The sequence below is a fragment of the Allostreptomyces psammosilenae genome, from assembly GCF_013407765.1.
Lineage (GTDB): Bacteria > Actinomycetota > Actinomycetes > Streptomycetales > Streptomycetaceae > Allostreptomyces > Allostreptomyces psammosilenae.
Genome location: NZ_JACBZD010000002.1, coordinates 53,674 through 74,754, shown reverse-complemented (window position 1 = coordinate 74,754; position 21,081 = coordinate 53,674). Strand labels below are relative to the sequence as shown.

Sequence of the window (21,081 nt, the reverse complement as noted above, 5' to 3'; positions counted from 1 at the left end):
GCTAAAACGTGTGCGCCGCCTCCGGCGCGGCGGCTTGGCTGCCGCCATGGCCCATCATCCATCCGACCGGGGCACGCCCGACCCTGGCTGCCCCGAGCGAAGCTCCGCGGACCGGGATCCCGAGGATCCCGAAGCAGCCGGCCGCACCACCGGTCCCGCGCCCCTCGGCCGCACGCCCGGCCCCGTCGCCGGCCCCGCCCGGTTGCTGCCGCCGCCCGGACCGCTGCGCGGCTACGCCGTGCTGACGCTGACGATGTCGTTCGGGCGCGGGATCTTCCTGGCGGGGGCCGTGCTGTACTTCACGCAGGTGGTGGGCGTCTCGGGCACGCAGGCCGGCACGGCGCTGACCGTCTCGGCGTTCGCCGGCATGGCCGCGGCCGTTCCCGGCGGGGTGCTCTCGGACCGGTTCGGGCACCGACGGGTCCTGCTGGGCCTCCTGGTGCTCCAGGCCGTCCTGTTCGCCCTCTGGCCGCTGGCCGGGTCGTTCGGCGCCCTGCTGCTGCTCAGCGCGGCCATGGGGATCGTGGAGGGCGCCTCCCGCCCGGTCCGCGCCGCCTACCTCGGCCACCTGGCCGGGCCGGAGCAGCGGGTGGCCGCCCGGGCCTACAACCGGGCGGTGCTCAACGCCGGCATCGCGGCGGGCGCCCTGCTGGCGGGGGTGGTGCTCAGCGCCGGGTCCCCGTCCGCACAGCGGCTGCTGTTCGAGGTGAACGCCCTCGGGCTGCTGCTGGCCACGGCGGTGCTGCTGCGGCTGCCGGACAGCGCGGGCACCCGGAGGATCCGCTCCGGGGGCGAGGGCGCCGAACCCGTCCCGCGGACGTCGCCGGAGCCGGCGGAGCCGCCGGTCGCGCCGGGATCGGACTCGGATGTCGCGGCCACGCCTGGCGGTCCCGCCGGCCCTGCTGTTCCCGCCGCCCCTGGTGTTCCCGACGGCACCGCGGTTCCCGCCGGCGCTGCCGGGAAGGCCGTCCCGGCAGCGCGTCGGGTGTCGCAGGACCGCCGCTACCAGGTGCTGGCGCTGCTGTGCGGACTGATGAGCCGGCACACAGAGCTGACCAGCGTGGCGCTGCCGCTGTGGGTGGTGCTCCACGACGGCGTGCCGCCCTGGGTGGTCTCCGCCTGCCTGCTGGTCAACACGCTGATGGCGGTGACCCTGCAGGTGTGGATCAGTCGGGGCACCGAGTCGGTTCCGGCCGCCGTCGGCGCGCTCCGCCGGGCCGGCTGGGCGATCCTGGCCGGCTGCGGGCTGGCGGCGGTGAGCGGCGCCATGACGGTGCCGTGGATGACCGGCACGCTGCTGGTGGCCGTGGCGGCGATCACCGTCGGAGAGCTGCTGGCCTCGGCGGGCGAGTGGGAGCTGTCCTTCGGGATGGCGCCGACGGAGCGGCTGGGCGAGTACCAGGGGGCGTGGTCGCTGTTCGGTCAGGCGTGCGGCGCGCTGGCGCCGATGGCGGTCGGCGCGGCGCTGTCGGCGTGGGGGGCGTGGGCGTGGCTGGCCTTCGGCGCCGTCTTCCCGCTGGCCGCCGCCCTGACCGGACCGGCGGCCGGCGGACGCCCGGTGAGGGCGCGGCGGGTCTGACCGAGCTCCGGGGCGATGGGCCCGCGAGGGCCCGGAGGGCCGGGCGTGGGGGCCGGAGGATCGGGGGGGCGGGAGGGCCGATCCCCCCGGACCGAGTTATCCACAGGGAGGAAATGGGGGCTGCCGCCACGCCGGAAAACCATGGGACCGTGGAATCAGGGGGGCCCACCAGGGCCGCCCTGGGCGGCGTTGGAGGCCAACGAGCGTCCCTGAGGAGCCGGGCCACCGAGCGTCCCTGAAGGGCCGGGCCACCGAGCCCCCTGAAGACCCCGAGAGCGGCTCGCCCGCGCGGCAAACCCGCCCCCACCCGGCAGGCGCCCCTTCAGCGGGCGACGCTCAGGCCGCCCCTGCCGCGTGAGAGGGCGTGCCAGCGGGCGCGGCGTTCCACGGCCTCCGTGTACACCCGGGCCATGGCCTCCGCCGCCGCGCGCCAGCCGAAGCCGCCGGCGTGTCGCACGGCCGCCTCCGCCATCGCCCGCGGCGGCTCCGGGCTCTCCATGAAGGGGTGCAGCGCCCGGGCCCAGCGGTCCGGGTCGTGGCCGTCGACGAGCACCCCGGAGACGCCGTCGCGCACCGCCACCCCCAGTCCGCCGACCCGCGCGGCGGCGACGGGCGTGCCGCACGCCTGCGCCTCGACCGCCACCAGGCCGAAGGACTCGCTGTGGGAGGGCATCACCAGCACGGTCGCCGCCCGGTACCAGTCGGCCAGCTCCTGCTGGCCGACCGGCCGCTGGAACCGGACCACGTCGCAGATGCCCAGCCTGGCGGCGAGCTTGTGCAGTTCGTCGGGCGCGTCCATGCCGCTGCCGCTGGGCCCGCCGACCACGGGCACGACGAGCCGGGAGCGGAGTTCGGGGTCGTCGCGCAGCAGCCGGGCCACGGCGTGCAGCAGCACGTCGGGGGCCTTGAGCGGCTGGATGCGGCCGGCGAAGAGCGGGATGACGGCGTCGTCCGGCAGTCCGAGGCGGCGGCGGGCGGCGGCACGGCCGTCCGCCGGCTGGAAGAGGTCGAGGTTGACGCCGGGGTGGACGACGGCGGTGCGGGCGGGGTCGGCGTCGTAGTGCTCGACGAGTTCCCGGGCCTCCCCGGCGGTGTTGGCGACGAGCCGGTCGGCGGCCAGGACGACCTGCGACTCGCCGATCACCCGTGCCGCCGGCTCGGGGCGGTCGCCCTCCGCGAGGTGGGCGTTCTTGACCTTGGCCATGGTGTGCATGGAGTGCACGAGCGGCACGCCCCAGCGGTCCGCGGTGAGCCACCCCACCTGGCCGGACAGCCAGTAGTGGGAGTGCACCAGGTCGTAGTAGCCGGCGTGCCGGTGGGCTTCCGCGCCGAGCACGCCGTGGGTGAAGGCGCACAGCTGGGCGGGCAGCTCCTCCTTGGTGAGGCCGCCGTAGGGGCCGGCCTGGACGTGCCGCACGGTGACGCCCGGGTGGAGTTCGACCGAGGGCGGCAGCCCGCCCTCGGTGGCCCGGGTGAAGACCTCCACCTCGATGTTGAGCTCCGCGAGGTGGCGGTAGAGCTCCACGATGTAGACGTTCATCCCGCCGGCGTCGCCGGTGCCGGGCTGGTGCAGTGGGGAGGTGTGCACGCTGAGGACGGCTATTCGGCTCGGCCTGCGGGCACGCCCCACGCTCCTGGTGGTACGCCGAACCGCCTGGGGGACGGTGCCCCGGCGGGGTCCCCGCCCAGCGCGCTGACTCACCGGTTCTCCTCCTGGTGTGCGGTACGTCGGCCCGCGCTGTCGGGCACACGGGTTTCCGGCCAGGGCGTACAACCGTGGGGCCGGTCGAACGATTCCCGGTCCGGTGGGTTCGGCCGATCCGGTGCGACCGGCCGCTCCGGTGGGATCGGCCGCTCGGTGGGACCGGCCCGTCCGGCTGGCCCGGCGGTCGCACGGACCGGCCGGCCCCGGCGGGCGCCCCAGGCCGTCCCACGCCGTCCCAGGCCGTCGACCACCGGGCGCGCCGGAGGGTGCGCCGGCGCGTCGGCGGGCGCGGGAGCAGCGCGGGCACCGGCAGAGCGCGGGCGGGTGGCCTACCGCACCCGGGCAGCCGGGGGCGAGCGGGCCGCGCGGGTGGCCGGTGGTTCACCCACACGGCCTACCCTTCCGGCATGCCGCCGCATCCGTCCAGTTCGATCACCTCGGGGGTTCCGTCCGCGCCCGCCGTCGGTGGCGCCGCCGCCTCGCGCCTCGGCACCGTTCCGCGGCAGCGCCGGCTGCCGCCGGCCGGCCGGCGTCCGGTGGGCACGGTGACCCGGGGCACCACGCACCCGAACCGGCTGCGGCGGATGGACCGCTGGATCGCCGCCGTGCACGGCCCGGTGCTCCGCCACACCACCGCGCCGCTCGCCGTGGACCTCGGCTACGGGGCGGCGGCCTGGACGGCCGTGGAGCTGTTCCAGCGGCTGCGCGCGGTGCGGCCGGAGCTGGAGCTGGTGGGCCTGGAGATAGAGCCGGAGCGGGTGCGGGCGGCGCAGCCGTACCAGCGGGAGGGGCTGACGTTCCGGCGCGGCGGCTTCGAGGTCCCGCTGCCGGAAGGGCGCCGTCCGGTGCTGATCCGGGCCGCGAACGTCCTGCGGCAGTACCCGGAGGAGGAGGTGCGCGCCGTCTGGACGATGCTGTGCGCCCGTCTTGCCCCCGATGGTCTGCTGGTGGAGGGGACGTGTGACGAGCTCGGCCGGCGGCAGGTGTGGGTGGCGCTGCGGCCCGCCGGACCCGTCAGCGTGACTTTCGCCGCACGCCTGGCCACCCTGCAAACCCCCTCTGACCTGGCCGAACGCCTGCCGAAGGCGCTGATCCACCGCAATGTGCCGGGGGAGGGGGTGCACTCCTTCCTGAGAGACTTCGATCGGGCGTGGGCCAGCGCGGCCCCCTACGCGGCGCTCGGCGCGCGGCAGCGGTGGGCCCGTGCGGTGGCCACGCTGGCGGCCGACTGGCCCCTGCTCGGCCGCCGTGACCGGTGGTCGCTGGGCGAGGTCACGGTGGCCTGGGAGGCGCTCGCCTCGCGCTGACGCCCCGGCCGCTCCGTCTGGGCCGGCGCGGGGCGGCGGAGGGCCTTCGGAGGGTGTTCGGAGGGCCTTGGGACGGCGTTCGGAGGGTGCCCGCGGCGGCCACGGCGGCCGTCGGCGAGGGTCACGTTCCGGTGGTCCGGCCGCGAAACGCTGAGCGTCCGGTTTGTGACGAACGTCACCTGGGCAGCGAACCGCACAACCCGCCCAGGCGCGAAAGCGTGACGCAGCGGACGGCACACCGGCGCGGCGATGGCCTAGGGTGCCTGGCGCGGGACCGCCCGGGGTGCCCGCTCCGTGACCTGCGGGTGCCACCGACACCGAAGCGCGGACCCCACCGGTCGGAACCAGGAACGGCTCCGGCTGGGCGAAGCGGCAGGTACGGGACAAATCCGCCAGGGCCGGACGCACCATCCGGGTCTGGCCGGAACCGGTCGACACCGGCGCCGGATCGGCCGAACCGCGCCGGACCGCACGAAGCAGACAGGACAGGCCGCAGCGGACGAGCAGGGAAGGAGGCGAGGCGATGTCGGGCCACGACGACGGATCCCCAGGAACGCCACGGACCGCCGGTGGCCCGGAGCCGGCGCGAACACCGCCGGCCGGGCCTACCGGACCGACCATCCCGGGCGCCGCCACCGTGTGGGACGGGCCGACCCGGTCGGGTGGTTCCGGTTCCGGTGGACCGGCCGACCCCGAGGGTTCCTCCGCGAACGCCGCCGGCTCGCCGCCCCGGCCGTCCGACGACGGCGGCGCCACCACTCCCGGTGACGTGGTCGGCCCGGCCGACGTGACCGGCCCAGGCGAAGTGGCCCACCCCGGCGACGGGACCGGCCCCGGCGACGGGGCGACGCCCCGCCCGCGCCGCATCCTGCCGCCGCCCGGCCCTGCCGCCCGGACGGCCGTCCCCGGCACCGCCGCGCCGAGCGGCCCCGTTCCCGGCCCCGTCACCGGCCCCGGCAGCGCCCCCACCCCGGGCGGCACGCCACGGGCCACCGACGCCGCCCAGCCGAACCTCGTGCCGCACCAGCGCTCCGGCGACGACACCCGCATGGTGGTGCTGCTGGTCGAGGACGACGCCGCCGACGCCCTCCTCGTCGAGGAACTGCTCACCGAGGGCGACGTGGAGTTCGACGTGCGCTGGGTGCGCACCCTCGCCGACGCCACCGGCCAGCTCGCCACGGGCGTCGACTGCGTCCTGCTCGACCTCGGCCTGCCCGACACGGCCGGCTTCGAGGGCCTGCGCCACCTGCTGCGCCTGGACCCGCACGTCGCCGTGCTGGTCCTCACCGGGCTCGCCGACGCCCACCGGGGCGCCGAGGCGGTCCGGCACGGCGCGCAGGACTACCTGGTCAAGCACGAGGTGGACGCCTCGCTGCTGACCCGCGCGATCCGCTACGCCGTCGAACGCAAGCGCGCCGACGAGTCGCAGCGGCGGCTGGTGGAGTCGGAGCTGCGCGCCCAGGAGAACGCCCGCCTGGAGCGCGGCCTGCTGCCGACGCCGCTGCTGGACGGCTCCGACCTCGCCTTCCAGGCGCGCTACCGGCCGGGGCGCAGCCGCACCCTGCTCGGCGGCGACTTCTACGACGCCGTGCGCACCGACGACGGCACGGTGCACGTGGTGATCGGCGACGTGTGCGGTCACGGCCCGGACGAGGCCGCGCTCGGCGTGTGCCTGCGCATCGCCTGGCGCACCCTGATCTTCACCGGCAGCCAGGGCGGCGAGCTGCTGGCCACCCTGGAGCGGATCCTGGAACACGAGCGGTCCGGCGACGAGGTGTTCGTCACGCTGTGCACGCTGGCGATCCGGCCGGACGGCCGCTCGGCGCTGGTGCACTCCGCGGGCCACCCGTCGCCGCTGCTGCTGGGCGTCGACGGCGGGCCCGCCGACCTGCTGCCGGCCGACGCCGGCGGGCCGGCGCTGGGTCTGCTGCCGGGCGGCGACTGGCCCGGCGTGGAGGTGCCGCTGGGGGCGTCGTGGCGGCTGATGCTGTTCACGGACGGCCTGATCGAGGGCCGGACGGGCCCGGGCAGCTCGTACCGGCTGGGACAGGAGGGGCTGGTGGAGCTGTTGCGCGAACCCGAGTTCGGCGCGCTGGCGCCCATCGAGGGTCCGCCGGACGCGGGCGCCATCGACCGGCTGATCGCCAGGGTCGAGCGGATCAACGACGGCCCGCTGACCGACGACGTCGCCGTTCTGCTGCTGGGCCGCGACGGGGACGGCTCCCGGATCGGGCCATGAGCGGCGGGACGGCCACGACCGGCCCGGGCGACGGCGAGCACACGACCGGCCGCCCGGACCCGGCCGCGTCTTCCCCGGACGCCGCCACCGGTGACGGCGCCGGCGCGCGCGGCGGCGTTTCCGCCGCCGCGCCCACCGGCGGGCCCGGTCGGACGCGGGCGACCAACTCCGGCGGCCGGTTCCGGTGGATCGGGCGCGGCGGACGGCTCCTCGGCCGCGCCGAGCGGGGCGGCGACGCGGGCACTCCGGCCTCGCCGGCCGGCGCGACGCGGGAGCCCGACGCCGATGGCACCGGCCGTGGTGGAGTCGGCAGCGGTGGGGCCAGCGGCGGTGGAGTCGGCAGCGGTGGAGTCGGCGGTGACCGGGCCGGCGGTGGCGTGCCCGGGCGGGCGGCCACGGCGCGGTTGCCCCGCCGCCGGCGGCGGACCGTCCCGCCGTCCCGCTACGGCCCCTGGCATCCGGGCCGGCTGCGCACGCTCGTCGCCGGCGGGTTCGTGATCCTGGCGGTGACCCTGGTGGTGGCGCTCAGCCTCGGCGGCTGGGCGATCTACCGGGTGACCGTGCTCCGCGACGACGTGATGGACCGCCTGCAACCGGCCATCACCGCCTCCCGGCAGCTCGAAGGCGCGCTGCTGAACCAGGAGACCGGCGTGCGCGGCTACCTCAGCACGGCCGACTCCGAGTTCCTCCAGCCCTACGCCCTCGGCCAGCAGGAGTCGCGGGTGGCCGTGGGGATCCTCAGCCGCACCACCGTCGAGGGCCGGGAGTGGGGGCAGCTCGCCGAGGACCTCGCCGCCGTCGTCGAGGCCGAGCGGAACTGGCGTGACGAGTACGCCGAGCCGGCCGTGGCCGCCGTGCGCACCGGCGGGCCCGGCGCCGCCGACGCCCGCGCCTACTTCGGCCAGGCGCTCTTCGACGACGTGCGCGACGCCATCGCCACCCAGCAGCGCCACCTGGACGAGGAACGGGCCCGGGCGCGCGCCGACCTGGACACCGCCACCCACGCGATGTGGGGTCTGTTCGGGCTGATCGGGGTGGTGCTGGTGGCCGTGCTGTGGTCGCTGCTGCTGGCCGTGCGGCGCAAGGTGGTGCTGCCGATCCGGGAGCTGGGCACCCAGGTGCGGGCGGTCAGCCAGGGCGACTACGCCCGCCGGGTGATGGTGCCGGGACCGATCGAGGTGCTGGAGTTGAGCGAGGACGTGGACCTGATGCGCCGCTCCATCGTCGCCAGCTACCACAGCGCGGACGAGGCCCGCGAACAGCTCGACCAGCAGGCGGCGGAGCTGCGCCGGTCCAACGCCGAGCTGGAGCAGTTCGCCTACGTCGCCTCGCACGACCTGCAGGAGCCGCTGCGGAAGGTGGCGAGCTTCTGCCAGCTGCTCTCCCGGCGCTACGCGGGCCAGCTGGACGAGCGGGCCGACGAGTACATCGCCATCGCCGTGGACGGGGCGCGCCGGATGCAGGCGCTGATCAACGACCTGCTGGCGTTCTCCCGGGTCGGTCGGATGGGCGGCGAACCGACCGAGGTGTCGCTGGACGACGTGCTGGACCGCGCCATGTTCGCGCTGGCGGCGGCACGGGAGGAGAGCGGCGCGGTGGTGGAGGCCGACGCGCTGCCGACCGTCGTCGGCGACCGGGTGCTGCTGGGGCAGCTGTTCCAGAACCTGATCGGCAACGCGATCAAGTTCCGGGCCCCCGACCGGCCGCCGTACGTCAGCCTCACGGTCCGCCGGGACGAGCACGGGCCGGACGGGCCGGAGTGGGTGTTCCGCTGCGCCGACAACGGCATCGGCATCGATCCGCGGCACGCGGAGCGGATCTTCGTGATCTTCCAGCGGCTGCACACTCGCGAGGACTACGAGGGCACCGGCATCGGGCTGGCGCTGTGCCGGAAGATCGTGGAGCACCATGGCGGGCGCATCTGGCTGGACACGCAGACCTCGCAGGGCGCGGCGTTCTGCTGGACGATCCCGATCGCCGGGACCGGGCACGGCAGGAGGGTCGGCGCCGACCCGCACGCCGCCCGCCCGGGGGGCGGGGGCGGCAGCGAGGGTGGCCGGAGCGCGGGGCACGAGAAGCCGTGACGCCGGGGCGGCCCGGAGCCTTCCGGACGTGCCGGGGCGGTGTGGTGCGCGGTGGTGTGGTGCGCGGGGTGGCGTGGTGCGGAGTGATGTGGTGCGGAATGGTGTGGTGCGTGGGGGCGTGAGGGGCGTGGGCGTGGTGGCCGCGGCGGGGCCTGGCCCCGCCGCGGCCACCCCGTTCGCTCACCAGGGGCCGTAGGGGCCCATCCGCCGGTTGTCGCCGCGGCCGCCGCCGGTCACCCGCCGAAGCGCCGGGCGGACGTCCACCGTGTAGACGATCGTGGCGATCAGGCCGGCGATGCCGAAGATGCCGAGCCAGCCGAACAGCAGCGTGCACAGCGCGGCCAGGCCGAGGATCAGCAGCCAGAAGCTCTTGCGCTGCTTGTCCGCGGCGCGGAAGGCGTCGTCCCGCCGGATCGCGGCGTCCACCAGGGCGAACACCTCGAACGCGAGCACCGCGTACTGCAACAACACGTACGTCATTCCCGTCAGGGAACCGGACAGCATCTGTCCTCCTCATCGCCGGTCACCGCGGCCGGGCAGCCCGGCCCCGGGTGGGACGGCCCCCACCGCCGGTCGGGCGGCCGTCGATGCCGTCGCAGACGGCTCCTACCCGTCCAACGCTCCGGCCGCACCCGTTGTGCCCGGATAGCGGATAACCCGATCGTCTCGTTCCGTCCGGGCCCCGGGGACCGCCGGGGAGCACCGGCGAAATGGCCGCCGGAAGGCCACTGGAGGGGCGGCGAGAAGGCAGGGAGAGGACAGGTGGACGGCAGGAGGGGGACGACCGGAAGACAGGGAGAGGGCTGCCGGAAGAGAGGGAAGGGCAGGGCCAAGGCGATGGGAGGGCGGGGGAAAGGCGGGTGGTGGAGTTATCCACAGGCGGAAACTGAGGGGCTGCGCCGGGTCGTCGCCGCGTGAAATCCTTAGGAAAGGGGGTCCCCCTTCGGGCCCCCTACGGGTGTTGCCTGTGTGAGTGGTGGAACGGGTGTGACACCCGAGGTGTGGTCCTGTGAGATGCGCTCCTGGCAGGGTGCCTCCAGGAGGTGGCTGGGCCCCTCCACTGTTCTCCCGCACAGGCGCGTCCGCCGTTCTCCCGCACAGGCGCGCCGAGGCCACCGCTCCCCAGGCCGCGGCGGCAGGCGGCCTGGGGAGCGGTGGGGAGGAACTAGGCGGTGGCGTCCGGGTCGGCAGCCGGTGCTTCCTCTGCGGAGGCGGCGGCAGACTTCGTCCGCCCGGCAGCCGGGCCGGCGCCCGCGCTCTTGGCGGTGGCCGACTTGCGGCTCGGCCGCTTGGCGCCCGCGGCCTTGCTTGCCGCCGGCTCCTCCGTCTCCGCAGGGGCCTCGTTCTCCGCAGGGGCCTCAGTCTCCGCCGACCGGGTCACTGCCGGCTCCGGGGCGGCCACCGGCGTCGAGACGGCCGTGGCGCCCGCCGCGCCGCCCCCAGCGGCACCCTCGGCAGCCGGGGCGTCCTCGGCGTCCTCCGGCGGAACGGCGACCTTGTCCGCCGAGGGCGTGGTCTCCTCGTCCTCCTCCTCGGCGGCGGTGGCGGTGCCCGCCGCGCCGGAGCCGGCCGACGCCTCCGGCTGCCCCGCGTCGGTCTTCGGGCTGGTGGAGGCGGCCGGCCCGCCGAAGCGGGTGGCCACCACGTCCCGGCCGCGCTCGGCCAGGCCGTCGTAGGTCTCCTTGGCCAGCACCGCCGCCTCGGCCGCCCGCCCCAGCGACAGCGCCGCCAGGTCCTGGGCCAGCTCCGGCAGCCGTCGGGCGTCCACCGGCCGGGTGGCCAGCGGCGGCAGCGCGGCGACGGCACCGGCGAGGGTCTCGCGGGCCTGCTGGGCCGCCTCGCCGACGGTCTGGGCCGCCTCGCCCACGGCGCGCCCGGGGTCGGCGAGCGAGCGCTGGACCTGCGCGGTGGCGGCGGAGAGCAGGGCAGGCACGCCCTTGAGGGCGCTGACCGCGAGGTCGCCGACCCCGGCCGCGGCGTAGAGCGGGGTGGGGTCGGTCAGCACCCTGCGGACGTCCTCGGCGTCCGGCAGCGGCAGGTTAGGAACGTTGGGCAGCTTCGGCATGGGTCTCCCCCGGTACGTGGTCGCCGGCGGCGTCGTCGACTCCGGCCGTGGACGGTGTGGCTGCGGGCTCCGGCGCCGGGCCCATCGCGTTCTCCCGCCGGAACGCCTCGTAGACGTCGAGCAGCACGCGCTTCTGCCGCTCGGTCAGACCGGGCTCGGCCATGATCGCCGAGCGCAGTTCCCGTTCGCCGGTGGCGTGTTCGTCGCGCTCGTCGAGGATGCCGGCCTGGACGTAGAGGGTCTCGGCGGAGATCCGCAACGCCTTGGCGATCTGCTGGAGGATCTCCGCGCTGGGCTTGCGCAGGCCCCGCTCGATCTGGCTCAGGTACGGGTTGGACACCCCGGCCGCCTCCGAGAGCTGCCGCAACGAGAACCGCGCGTTGCGCCGCTGCTCGCGGATGTACTCGCCGAGCGTGCCCACCTTCGGCAGGGTGGCCATGCCGCCATCCTGACACCCCGTCGCTAACTTTTGCAAGCACGCCGCTTGCTCCAGGCTGCACACCAGCGGCACGCCACGCCGCACGCCGCACGCCGCGCACCGAACATCTGGCCGAAACCGCCACGCCGGTCCACCGCCGGGAGGGCGGCGCCGGGGCTACCGTCGTCGGCCATGACCGAAGCGACCTACCTGCACACCACTCGGGCGTCCTACGACACCGTCGCCGTCGACTACGACAGGCTCTTCCGTGACGAGCTGGACACCAAGCCGCTGGACCGCGCCATGCTCGCCGCGTTCTCCGAGCTCGTGCGGGCGCCGGGCACCGGGCCGGTCGCCGACCTGGGCTGCGGCCCCGGGCGTGTCACGGCCCACCTCCACACGCTCGGAGTTGACGCGTTCGGCATCGACCTCTCCCCCGGGATGATCACCGTCGCGCGCCGGACGCACCCGGAGCTGCGGTTCGACGTGGGGTCGATGACCGCACTGGAGCTGGCGGACGACAGTCTCGGCGGCATCGTCGCCTGGTACTCGACCGTCCACACCCCGCCGGAGGTGCTGCCGACCGTGTTCGCGGAGTGCCACCGGGTGCTGGCCCCGGGCGGCCACATGCTGCTGGCGTTCAAGGTGGGCGACCTGCGACGCCACATGGACCAGGCATACGGCCACGAGGTGTCGCTGGACGTCTACTGGATGCCGCCCGAGCAGGTCTCCGAGCTGATGGGCGGGGCCGGCCTGGTGATGGACGCCCGGATGATCCGCGAGCCCGACGAGCAGGAGCGGCCCCGGCAGGGCCGGCAGGGCTTCTTCCTCGCCCACAAGCCCACGGGGTCGTGACGCGAATCGCCACCCAGGCATTTGCCTACAACCATTAGGCTGCTGCACACTCAATTATGGAAGACGGCTGAAAGGGTTTGGCAGAGGTATGGCACGCGCGGGATTGAGCACGGAGCGCCTGACCCGGGCGGGGGCAGAGCTGGCGGACGAGGTGGGCTTCGAGCAGGTCACCGTCTCGGCGCTGGCCCGACGGTTCGACGTCAAGGTCGCGAGCCTGTACTCGCACCTGAAGAGCTCCCAGGACCTCAGGACCCGGATCGCGCTGCTCGCCCTGGAGGAACTCGCCGACCGGGCCGCCGACGCCCTGGCCGGGCGGGCCGGCAAGGACGCGCTGCTCGCCTTCGCGAACGTCTACCGCGACTACGCCCGGGAGCATCCCGGCCGGTACGCCGCGGCACAGTTGCGGCTCGACCCGGAGACGGCGGCGGCCAGCGCCGGTGGCCGGCACGCGCAGATGACGCGGGCGATCCTGCGCGGCTACGACCTCGCGGAGCCGGACCAGACGCACGCCGTCCGGCTGCTGGGCAGCGTCTTCCACGGCTACGTCAGCCTGGAGGCGGCGGGCGGGTTCAGCCACAGCGCGCCCAACTCGGAGGAGACGTGGTCCCGCGTGCTGGACGCCCTCGACGCCCTGCTGCGGAACTGGCCCGCGCGCTGACGCCGGCCGCCCCGCGTCGGCGGAGCCGCCGGGGCGTCGGAGCGACGGCGCGTCAGAGAGCGACCGGCGCGTCGGAGCGACGGCGCGCCGCGACGGCGCCCGGAGGGCCGGAACACCACGAGAACCTCGACCAACAGGCTGGACGATGCACACCGAGCAGCACTGGATCACCACCCCCGTCACCGCGGACCTCCTGCGCGGCGCCCTCGAACTGGAGCGCACCGCGCACGGCGTGCTGCCGCACCGGCTGCCCGCCCGGGCCCGCGCGCAGTGCGCCGACGCCCAACTCGCCATGGCCGAGTCGCAGCCCTCCGGGGTGCGACTGGCCTTCCGCACCCGGGCCACCGCCGTGGAGCTGGACACCCTGCCGACCAAGCGGGTGTACGTGGGCGCCCCGCCGCGCCCGGACGGCGTGTACGACCTGCTGGTGGACGGCCGTCTGAGCGGCCAGGCCACCGTGGCCGGGGGCAACACCGTGACCATCGACATGAGCACCGGGACGGTGAGCAGCCGGCCGGGACCGGCCGGCACCCTGCGCTTCGCCGGCCTCCCCGACCGGATGAAGGACGTCGAGATCTGGCTGCCGCACAACGAGACCACCGAACTCGTCGCCCTGCGCACCGACGCCCCCGTCGAGCCCGTACCGGACCGGGGGCGCAGGGTATGGGTGCACCACGGCAGTTCGATCAGCCACGGCTCCGACGCCGCCAGCCCCACCACGACGTGGCCGGCGCTGGCCGCCTCCCTCGGCGGCGTGGAGCTGGTCAACCTCGGTCTGGGCGGCAGCGCCCTGCTCGACCCCTTCACCGCCCGCGCCATCCGGGACACCCCCGCCGACCTGATCAGCCTGAAGATCGGCATCAACCTGGTCAACGCCGACCTGATGCGGCTGCGTGCCTTCGTCCCGGCCGTCCACGGCTTCCTCGACACCATCCGGGAGGGGCACCCGGACACCCCGCTGCTGGTGGTCTCCCCCATCCTCTGCCCGATCCACGAGGACACCCCGGGCCCCGGCGCCTTCGACTTCGCCGCGCTCAGCGCCGGGGAGCTGCGCTTCCGGGCCACCGGCGACCCGGCCGAGCGCGCCGCCGGGAAGCTGACGCTGGGCGTGATCCGCGAGGAGCTGTCCCGCCTCGTGCGGCGGCGGGCGGCGGACGACCCCCACCTGCACTACCTCGACGGACTGGAACTGTACGGCGAGGCGGACTTCGCCGAGCTGCCGCTGCCCGACCAGCTCCACCCGGACGCCGCCACCCACCGCCGGATCGGCGAGCGCTTCGCCGAGCTGGCCTTCGCCGCGGGCGGTCCGTTCGCCGACGGCTCCGGCGCGGGCGGTTCCGGCGCCGACGGCCCCGGCGCGTCCGCCCCGCGTCCCTGACGCGGGCCTTCGTCACGGTTTGTCGCAGGCAGTACCGTGAGAGCCATGAAGGAGACCGTGTCCGCCGAGCCGTTCGACACCGTTCTGCCACCGGCGCCGGGGGCCGAGCAGTACCCCGCGCTGCACTTCGCCAACAGCGCCGTCCGCCTGCCCGGCGGCCAGTCCGTCGATCTGCTGGGCACGCCGGAGGCCGCCACGCGCTGGCTGGTGGAGGGCGGCCTGGCCCCGGCGGACGCCGGGCTGCAGGAGGTCTGCGCGGCGCGGATGCGGGCGCTGCGCGACCAGGTCAGGGCGCTGCTGGTGGCCCGGACCGGCGCGCTGCCGGCCCCGCCGGAGGCGCTGGCCGCCGTCAACGAGGCGCTCAGCCGGGTCCCCACGGCCTCGCTGCTGCACTGGGATCCGGAACGCGGCCTGTACCGCGGCACCGTGCATCCGACCGACCAGATCGTCGACCACGCCCTCGGGCTCCTCGCCGCCGACGCCGCCGATCTGCTCACCGGTCCGGACGCCGAACGCCTCGCCGCCTGCGACTCCGCGCCGTGCAACCGCTTCCTGCTGCGCGCCGGGCGCCGCCACTGGTGCTCGGTGCGCTGCGGCGACCGGGCCCGCGCGGCCCGCGCCTACGCCCGGCGCTCCCGGTCCACGGCCGACTGAAGCCGGGCCTCCAGCGATCCTCACGTTAATAGTTGCGCTCATCCGTGAGAAGCCCCTACGCTCATCTCACGGATAGTCCCTTGAGCAAACGTGAGGTATTCCCATGTCTGGTGTGTACACGACAGATGAGCGGGTCCTGGTCCGGACCTTCGGAGGCCCGACCGCCCTCATCCAGTACGGCGGCCTCCGGTTCCTGACCGACCCGACGTTCGACGCCCCCGGCGAGTACCCCGCGGGGGGAGGTCGCGTCCTCACCAAGACGGCCCCCGCCTCCGGCACCCCCGACGACCTCGGCCGCGTCGACGCGGTCCTGCTCTCCCACGACGAGCACGCCGACAACCTGGACCACTCCGGCCGCGCCCTGCTCGCCGACGTCCCCCTGACCCTCACCACCCCCAGCGGCGCGGGCCGCCTGGGCGGCACGGCCCGCGGCCTGGCCGACTGGGAGGCGGTCGAGCTGGAGCGCCCGGGCGGCGGCACCGTGACCGTGACCGGCGTGCCCGCCCTGCACGGCCCCGAGGGCTGCGAGCCGACCACCGGCGACGTCGTCGGCTTCGTGCTCACCGGAGACGGCCTGCCCACGGTCTACGTCAGCGGCGACAACGCCTCCCTCGACCGGGTCCGGCGGATCGCCGAGCGCTTCGACCCGGTCGACACCGCCGTGCTGTTCGCCGGCGCCGTCCGCACCGGCGTGCTGGACAACGCGCTGCTCACCCTGGACAGCGCCGAGACCGCGGAGGCCGCCGCGATCCTCGGGGCGCGCCGGATCGTCCCCGTCCACTACGAGGGCTGGGCCCACTTCACCGAGGGCCGCGACGCCCTGGTGGACGCCTTCACCGCCGCCGGGCTGATCGACCGCGTCGAGCTGGACTGACCGCGCACGCCTGGCCGCCCCCGGAACGGCTTGCGCCCCCGGAACGGCTCGCGCCCACGAAACGGCGCGCACACCCCGAAACGGCTTGCGCCGCCGGGGCGGCCATGGCAGCATGACTAATGCAACTGCTGTCGCACTAAGGAGCCGCCGATGCTCTTCCGAAGCGTTCACCCGGTCCCGCGGTCCCACACGGCCGCACCGCCCTCGAATGCTTCGGAGTGTCCGCGTGCCCACACAGCTCACCGCCCTCGCCGTCACCAAGACCTACGACGGCCGACCCGTCCTTGACGCGGTCACCTGCTCCCTCACCGCCGGCGAGCGCACCGGGATCGTCGGGGAGAACGGCTCCGGCAAGACCACCCTGCTGCGCCTGCTCGCCGGCCGCGAACGGCCCGACCAGGGCGAGGTGATCCGCTCCGCCGACGGCGGCATCGGCTACCTGGCCCAGGACGAGACGCTGCCGGGTCACCTGACCGTCCAGCAGGTCATCGACCGCTCCCTCGGCGAGCTGCGGTCCCTCGCGGAGCGGTTGCGCCGGCTGGAGGCCGCGATGGCCGACGGCGACGCCTCCGGCCTCGCCGAGTACGGCGACCTGCTCACCGTCTTCGAGCTGCGCGGCGGCTACGACGCCGACGCCCGGCTGGAACGCGCCCTGCACGGCCTCGGACTCACCGGGCTGCGCCGGGACCGCCCGGTCGGCGGGCTCTCCGGCGGGGAACTCGTGCGGCTGCGGCTGGCCTCCGTGCTCGCCGCCGCCCCGGAGGTCCTGCTGCTGGACGAGCCGACCAACCACCTCGACGACGACGCCCTGACCTGGCTGGAGGAGCACCTGCGCACCCGGCGCGGCACGACCGTGGCCGTCTCCCACGACCGGGTCTTCCTGGAACGCGTCGCCACCACCCTGCTGGAGGTGGACGGCGACCGCCACCACGTCGTCCGGTACGGCAACGGCTACGCCGGCTACCTCGCCGAGCGCGCCGCCGCGCGGCAGCGCCAGGCCCAGGCGCACGCCGACTGGCGGGCCGAGACCGACCGGCTCCGCGAGGCGGCCGCGACCACCGCGCGCCGGGTGGCCCCCGGCCGGGCGATGCGGGACGGCAACAAGATGGCCTACGACCGGGCGGGCGGACGCGTCCAGCAGTCCGTGGCCAGCCGGGTCCGGGCCGCCGAGGAACGGCTGCGCCGCCTGCTGGCCGAGCCGGTGCCGCCCCCGCCCGAACCGCTGCGGTTCACCGCCTCACTGCGCGCCGGGCGGCCGTCGGGCGCCGTGCTGCGCGCCGAGGGCGTCCGGGTCGACGGCCGGCTGGCACCGCTCGACCTCAGCGTCGCGGCGGGTGAGCGGCTGCTGGTGACCGGGCCGAACGGCGCCGGCAAGAGCACCCTGCTGCGGGTCCTGGCCGGGGAACTGGCCCCGGACGGCGGGCGGGTGGTGCGCGGCGGGCGGATCGGCTACCTCCCCCAGGAGCCCCGCCCGGAGCGGCCGGAGGCCACCCTGCTGGAGGCGTTCGCCCGCGGACGGGCGGGCGACCCGGCCGAACACGCCGCCCGGCTGCTCTCCCTGGGGCTGTTCGCCCCCGACCGGCTGGACGTGCCGGTCGGCCGGCTCTCCACCGGTCAGCGGCAGCGCCTCGCCCTGGCCCGGCTGGTCAGCGAACCGGCCGACGTCCTGCTGCTGGACGAGCCGACCAACCACCTCTCCCCCGCCCTGGTGGAGGAGCTGGAGGCCGCCCTGGCGGAGTACGACGGCGCGCTGGTCGTGGTCAGCCACGACCGCCGGCTGCGGCAGCGCTGGCGTGGCGCCCACCTCGCGGTTCCGGCCCGGGGCGCCTCCCGCGGCCCCGTGCCGAGCGGCACGCCCGCACCGCGCGGGGCCGCCGCACCGGCGCTGCGCGGCGCGGAGGCGTGAACGGCCCGGCGCCCAGCCGGCCAGCCCTGCACCGCCCGCCCCCGCCGTCCCACGTCCGACACCTCGTCCGAGAACCCTCACACCTCACACCGGGAGTCCCGTGCCCCCTCGCACCGCCCAGTCCCTGACCCGCGTGCCCGTCGCCGAGGCGTCGGCCGGGCCGTACTCGATCACCACCGGCCCGGACGGCGCGCTCTGGCTGACGCTGGTGCACGCCGGGGAGATCGCGCGGATGACGCCGGACGGCCGCGTCGACCGCCACCGGCTGGACTCCGCCTCCTGCGGCCCCACGGTCATCACCACCGGTCCGGACGGCGCCCTGTGGTTCACCCGAACCCAGGACCACCGGATCGGGCGGATCACCACCGACGGCACGGCGGCGTCCTTCCCCACACCCACCCCGGACGGCGGGCCGTTCGGGATCACTACCGGCGCCGACGGCGCGCTGTGGTTCACCCAGACCCGCGCGGACCGGATCGGCCGGATCACCACCGACGGCCGACTGACGGAGTTCCCGCTGCCGGTCACCGGCGGCTTCCCCTCCGCCATCACCGCCGGCCCCGACGGGGCGCTGTGGTTCACCCTCAACCAGGCCGACGCGGTCGGCCGGATCGCCCTCGACGGCGCGGTCACGGTCCACCCGCTGCCCACGGCCGGGGCCGCGCCGGTCGGCATCACCCGCGGCGTGGACGGCGCGCTGTGGTTCGTGGAGATCGGCGCGGGCCAGATCGGACGCGTCACCGCGGACGGCCGGGTGACGGAGTTCCCGCTGCCGGACCGCGCGTGCCGCCCCCACGCGATCGTCGCCGACGAGGAGGGCGGCGGCTGCTGGTTCACCGCCTGGGGCACCGGCCGGATCGGACACGTCACGCCCGGCGGTCGGTTCGAGGAGTACGAGCTGCCGCCCCCGGCCGCCCCGGCGCCGGAACCGCACGGCCTCACCGTCGGGCCGGACGGCGCCGTGTACGTCGCCCTGGAGGTCGGCGAGGTGGCCCGGCTGCGCCGGTGACCGCCGGCCGGCGCCGCCCGGTGACCGGCGTGGGCGCCGGGCAGCGCCGGGCCGCGCCGGGCAGCGCCGGGCCGCACTCAGTCGGCGAGGGGGGCGGGCAGCGGCCGGTGGTGCAGGAGGTGGAGGCGGGAGACCGCGCGGGTGAGCACCACGTACAGCCGGTGCCGGCCGCGCGGCTCGGCCGCCTCGATGGCGGCGGGCTCCACCACCACGACGTGGTCGAACTCCAGCCCGTCCGCGGCCGTCGCCGGCAGCACGGTGACCCGGGCCGCGGTGCCGATCTCCTCGACGCCGGCGGCCGGGATGCCGGCCGCCCGCAGCGCCGCGCCCGCCCGGGCCGCGTCCGGCTCGGTGGCGATGACGCCGACCGAGCCCTCCCGCGCCAGCGCCTCCCGCACGGCGGCGACGGTGGCCGCGGCCAGGTCGTCTCCCCGCTCCACCCGCTCGATCCGCAGCTCGCCGTCGCGGCGCAGCGAACGCGCGGGCGGGACGTCCACCGGCAGCGCGTCGAGCAGCCGGTTGGCGAGCGCGACGACGGCCGCGGGGACGCGGAAGCCGGTGGTCAGCGGGACGACGGCGGCGTCGGGCTTGCCGAGGTGGGCCAGCTGTTCGGGCCAGTTGTCGGCGGCCCAGGGGGTGGTGCCCTGGGCGAGGTCGCCGAGCACGGTGATCGAGCCGAAGTCGACCCGGCGGGCGATCGCCCGGCACTGCATGGGCGAGAGGTCCTGGGCCTCGTCCACGACGACGTGGCCGTAGCCGGCGGGCCGCTCGATCAGGCCGGCGACCTCGTCGAGCAGGACCATGTCGGCCGCCGACCACCGGGCGGTGCGGAAGGTGCGCGGCGGCTTCGGCCAGCTGATCGCCGCCTGTTCCCCGGCGGTGAGCAGGCCGTCGGCGGCCTCGGCGAGGGCGGCGGGGTCGCCGAGCAGCGCGGCCACCACCTCCTCCGGGCGCGTGGCCGGCCAGACGGCGTCCAGGTAGGCGGTGACGGCCTTCGCCCGGCCAATCCGGCGCAGCCACTCGTTGCCGGGCGGGCCGGCCCGCCGTTCCGCCTGGCGTTGGATCAGCGCGACGGTGCGGGAGCGGACGTGTTCGCGGCCGACCGCGTAGGGGGGTGCCTGCGCGCGCACCTCGGCCACCACGCGGTCGAGTTCCTCCACCGGGACGCGCCAGCGGTAGGAGCCGTCGGGGACGGCGAGCGGCTCGGTGAGCAGTTCGGCGGGGCGCCGCACCCGGCCGTACAGGGCGCGGGCGAGCACGGCGGCCATCCGCACGTCGTGCTTGACGGCCGCGGCGGCGTCGCCGTCGGTGGCCCGCACGGGGTGGCGGGCGATCTCGTCCTCGATGGTGCACTGCCTGACGTCGATCTCGCCGAGGGCCGGCAGCACCTCGGCGATGTAGCGCAGGAAGGCCCGGTTGGGGCCGAGGACGAGCAGGCCGCCGCGCTGGATCCGCTGGGGGTAGGTGTACAGCAGGTAGGCGGCGCGGTGCAGGCCGACGGCGGTCTTCCCGGTGCCGGGGGCTCCCTGCACGCAGACGGAGTCGGCGAGGCCGCCGCGCACCAGGTCGTCCTGCTCGGGCTGGATGGTGGCGACGATGTCGCGCATCGGCCCGACCCGTGGGCGCTCGATCTCGCCGGCCACGATGCGGCTGCCGCCGGCGGGGCCGTCCGCGCGGTCGTCGACGCCGCCGTGGACGCCGGCGCCGGCGCGTGCGGTGAGGCGTTCGTCCTCCAGGCCGGTGAGGTCCTCGGCGGCGCCGTGGCTGCCCGGGGCCCAGCCGAAGCGGCGGCGCACCGCCACGCCGCGCGGGTCGCGGGCGCTGGCCTGGTAGAAGGTGCGGGAGACCGGGGCGCGCCAGTCGATCACCATGGGTGGCGCCGCCGGGTGGGGGGAGATCCGGCGGCGTCCGATGTGGTAGCTCTGGCCGCGGTGGTCGCCGCCGTCGGGGGAGTCGTCGAAGTCCAGCCGGCCGAAGAACAGCGGCCGGTCGGGTTCCTCGCGCAGGTCCCGGGCCCGGCCGCGCAGGCGTCTGCCGAGCGCCTCGGCGCTGGCGCCGTCGGCGGAGGCGTTCTCCCCGGAGACGACCTGGTCGCCGGCGTCCCGCACCATCGCGGCCAGGGCCGCCCGGCAGGCCTCGTGGTAGGCGCGCTCCCGGTCCAGCGCGCCGCCGCCCGGTTCGGCCGGCCGGGGGCCGGCGGGCGCGCCGGGCCGGCCCACCGCTTCCGGCCCGCCCACCGCGTCGGACCCGCCCACTGCGTCCGGCCGGCGGCCTCGCGGTGTCCGCCGCCGTCCCCGTTCCCGTTCGGTTGCCGTCATCCGTCGCGACCTTCTCACGCCTGTTCCGCCTC

Annotated in this window: 16 protein-coding genes; 11 read left to right on the top strand and 5 right to left on the bottom strand. The window is 76.1% G+C overall.

The annotated features are described in order from the left end of the window. Positions 1-46 precede the first annotated feature (46 nt). Positions 47-1,579: an MFS transporter gene (locus FHU37_RS22665; protein ID WP_179816538.1), complete on the top strand. Its 1,533-nt coding sequence runs from the start codon at positions 47-49 to the stop codon at positions 1,577-1,579. Between the two features lie 322 nt (positions 1,580-1,901). On the opposite strand, the gene mshA is transcribed toward FHU37_RS22665, so the two are convergent. Next, complete coding sequence (gene mshA, locus FHU37_RS22660) at positions 1,902-3,209, bottom strand: D-inositol-3-phosphate glycosyltransferase (protein WP_312892803.1); 1,308 nt, start codon at positions 3,207-3,209, stop codon at positions 1,902-1,904. Positions 3,210-3,868: 659 nt separating this feature from the next. Here mshA and FHU37_RS22655 point away from each other — a divergent pair. The 3 genes from FHU37_RS22655 (at position 3,869) to FHU37_RS22645 (ending at position 8,914) form a co-directional block, all read left to right on the top strand. Next, the gene (locus FHU37_RS22655; protein WP_246451330.1) at positions 3,869-4,591 is read left to right on the top strand and encodes a class I SAM-dependent methyltransferase; all 723 of its coding nucleotides are present in this window, start codon (positions 3,869-3,871) and stop codon (positions 4,589-4,591) included. 868 nt (positions 4,592-5,459) lie between these two features. After that, positions 5,460-6,830, top strand: coding sequence for a PP2C family protein-serine/threonine phosphatase (locus FHU37_RS22650; protein ID WP_246451329.1), 1,371 nt, complete (start codon positions 5,460-5,462; stop codon positions 6,828-6,830). Then, on the top strand, positions 6,827-8,914 hold the full coding sequence (locus FHU37_RS22645) for a sensor histidine kinase (RefSeq protein WP_179816536.1): 2,088 nt from the start codon (positions 6,827-6,829) through the stop codon (positions 8,912-8,914). Before FHU37_RS22650 ends, FHU37_RS22645 begins: the two co-directional genes overlap by 4 nt. Before the next feature lie 180 nt (positions 8,915-9,094). Here the strand turns inward: FHU37_RS22645 and FHU37_RS22640 are convergent, their stop codons facing one another. From FHU37_RS22640 to FHU37_RS22630, 3 genes are all read right to left on the bottom strand, one after another. Next, positions 9,095-9,418 carry a DUF2516 family protein gene (locus tag FHU37_RS22640; RefSeq protein ID WP_179816535.1) on the bottom strand — a complete coding sequence of 108 codons (324 nt, stop codon included), beginning with the start codon at positions 9,416-9,418 and terminating at the stop codon, positions 9,095-9,097. A 661-nt stretch (positions 9,419-10,079) separates the two neighbouring features. Next, positions 10,080-10,979 carry a hypothetical protein gene (locus tag FHU37_RS22635; protein WP_179816534.1) on the bottom strand — a complete coding sequence of 300 codons (900 nt, stop codon included), beginning with the start codon at positions 10,977-10,979 and terminating at the stop codon, positions 10,080-10,082. Beyond that, positions 10,954-11,418, bottom strand: coding sequence for a helix-turn-helix domain-containing protein (locus tag FHU37_RS22630; RefSeq protein WP_179816533.1), 465 nt, complete (start codon positions 11,416-11,418; stop codon positions 10,954-10,956). Before FHU37_RS22630 ends, FHU37_RS22635 begins: the two co-directional genes overlap by 26 nt. Positions 11,419-11,589: 171 nt before the next feature. Here FHU37_RS22630 and FHU37_RS22625 point away from each other — a divergent pair, with 171 nt between their 5' ends. The 7 genes from FHU37_RS22625 (at position 11,590) to FHU37_RS22595 (ending at position 18,731) form a co-directional block, all read left to right on the top strand. Next, the gene (locus FHU37_RS22625) at positions 11,590-12,252 is read left to right on the top strand and encodes a class I SAM-dependent methyltransferase (RefSeq protein ID WP_179816532.1); all 663 of its coding nucleotides are present in this window, start codon (positions 11,590-11,592) and stop codon (positions 12,250-12,252) included. Positions 12,253-12,340: 88 nt separating this feature from the next. After that, complete coding sequence (locus tag FHU37_RS22620; protein WP_179816531.1) at positions 12,341-12,910, top strand: TetR/AcrR family transcriptional regulator; 570 nt, start codon at positions 12,341-12,343, stop codon at positions 12,908-12,910. Positions 12,911-13,055: 145 nt separating this feature from the next. Beyond that, positions 13,056-14,288: a GDSL-type esterase/lipase family protein gene (locus FHU37_RS22615; protein ID WP_179816530.1), complete on the top strand. Its 1,233-nt coding sequence runs from the start codon at positions 13,056-13,058 to the stop codon at positions 14,286-14,288. Positions 14,289-14,333: 45 nt separating this feature from the next. Next, positions 14,334-14,942, top strand: coding sequence for an ABATE domain-containing protein (locus FHU37_RS22610; RefSeq protein WP_179816529.1), 609 nt, complete (start codon positions 14,334-14,336; stop codon positions 14,940-14,942). Between the two features lie 103 nt (positions 14,943-15,045). Next, positions 15,046-15,816, top strand: coding sequence for an MBL fold metallo-hydrolase (locus FHU37_RS22605; protein ID WP_179816528.1), 771 nt, complete (start codon positions 15,046-15,048; stop codon positions 15,814-15,816). A gap of 208 nt (positions 15,817-16,024) precedes the next feature. Continuing rightward, positions 16,025-17,722 (top strand): ribosomal protection-like ABC-F family protein, encoded by a 1,698-nt coding sequence (abc-f, locus tag FHU37_RS22600; protein ID WP_218904763.1) that lies wholly within the window; start codon positions 16,025-16,027, stop codon positions 17,720-17,722. A gap of 100 nt (positions 17,723-17,822) precedes the next feature. Next, on the top strand, positions 17,823-18,731 hold the full coding sequence (locus FHU37_RS22595) for a Vgb family protein (protein ID WP_179816526.1): 909 nt from the start codon (positions 17,823-17,825) through the stop codon (positions 18,729-18,731). Positions 18,732-18,808: 77 nt separating this feature from the next. On the opposite strand, the gene FHU37_RS22590 is transcribed toward FHU37_RS22595, so the two are convergent. Continuing rightward, positions 18,809-21,049 carry a HelD family protein gene (locus tag FHU37_RS22590; protein WP_512699031.1) on the bottom strand — a complete coding sequence of 747 codons (2,241 nt, stop codon included), beginning with the start codon at positions 21,047-21,049 and terminating at the stop codon, positions 18,809-18,811. Positions 21,050-21,081: the final 32 nt, after the last annotated feature.

Bases quoted from the DNA above. Each gene is read 5' to 3' on its own strand.
- FHU37_RS22640 (WP_179816535.1), bottom strand. From the start codon at position 9,418: ATGCTGTCCGGTTCCCTGACGGGAATGACGTACGTGTTGTTGCAGTAC.
- FHU37_RS22620 (WP_179816531.1), top strand. From the start codon at position 12,341: ATGGCACGCGCGGGATTGAGCACGGAGCGCCTGACCCGGGCGGGGGCA.
- FHU37_RS22655 (WP_246451330.1), top strand. From the start codon at position 3,869: ATGGACCGCTGGATCGCCGCCGTGCACGGCCCGGTGCTCCGCCACACC.
- FHU37_RS22610 (WP_179816529.1), top strand. From the start codon at position 14,334: ATGAAGGAGACCGTGTCCGCCGAGCCGTTCGACACCGTTCTGCCACCG.
- FHU37_RS22615 (WP_179816530.1), top strand. From the start codon at position 13,056: ATGCACACCGAGCAGCACTGGATCACCACCCCCGTCACCGCGGACCTC.
- abc-f (WP_218904763.1), top strand. From the start codon at position 16,025: ATGCTTCGGAGTGTCCGCGTGCCCACACAGCTCACCGCCCTCGCCGTC.
- FHU37_RS22665 (WP_179816538.1), top strand. From the start codon at position 47: ATGGCCCATCATCCATCCGACCGGGGCACGCCCGACCCTGGCTGCCCC.
- FHU37_RS22645 (WP_179816536.1), top strand. From the start codon at position 6,827: ATGAGCGGCGGGACGGCCACGACCGGCCCGGGCGACGGCGAGCACACG.
- FHU37_RS22590 (WP_512699031.1), bottom strand. From the start codon at position 21,049: ATGACGGCAACCGAACGGGAACGGGGACGGCGGCGGACACCGCGAGGC.
- FHU37_RS22635 (WP_179816534.1), bottom strand. From the start codon at position 10,979: ATGCCGAAGCTGCCCAACGTTCCTAACCTGCCGCTGCCGGACGCCGAG.
- FHU37_RS22625 (WP_179816532.1), top strand. From the start codon at position 11,590: ATGACCGAAGCGACCTACCTGCACACCACTCGGGCGTCCTACGACACC.
- FHU37_RS22630 (WP_179816533.1), bottom strand. From the start codon at position 11,418: ATGGCCACCCTGCCGAAGGTGGGCACGCTCGGCGAGTACATCCGCGAG.
- FHU37_RS22605 (WP_179816528.1), top strand. From the start codon at position 15,046: ATGTCTGGTGTGTACACGACAGATGAGCGGGTCCTGGTCCGGACCTTC.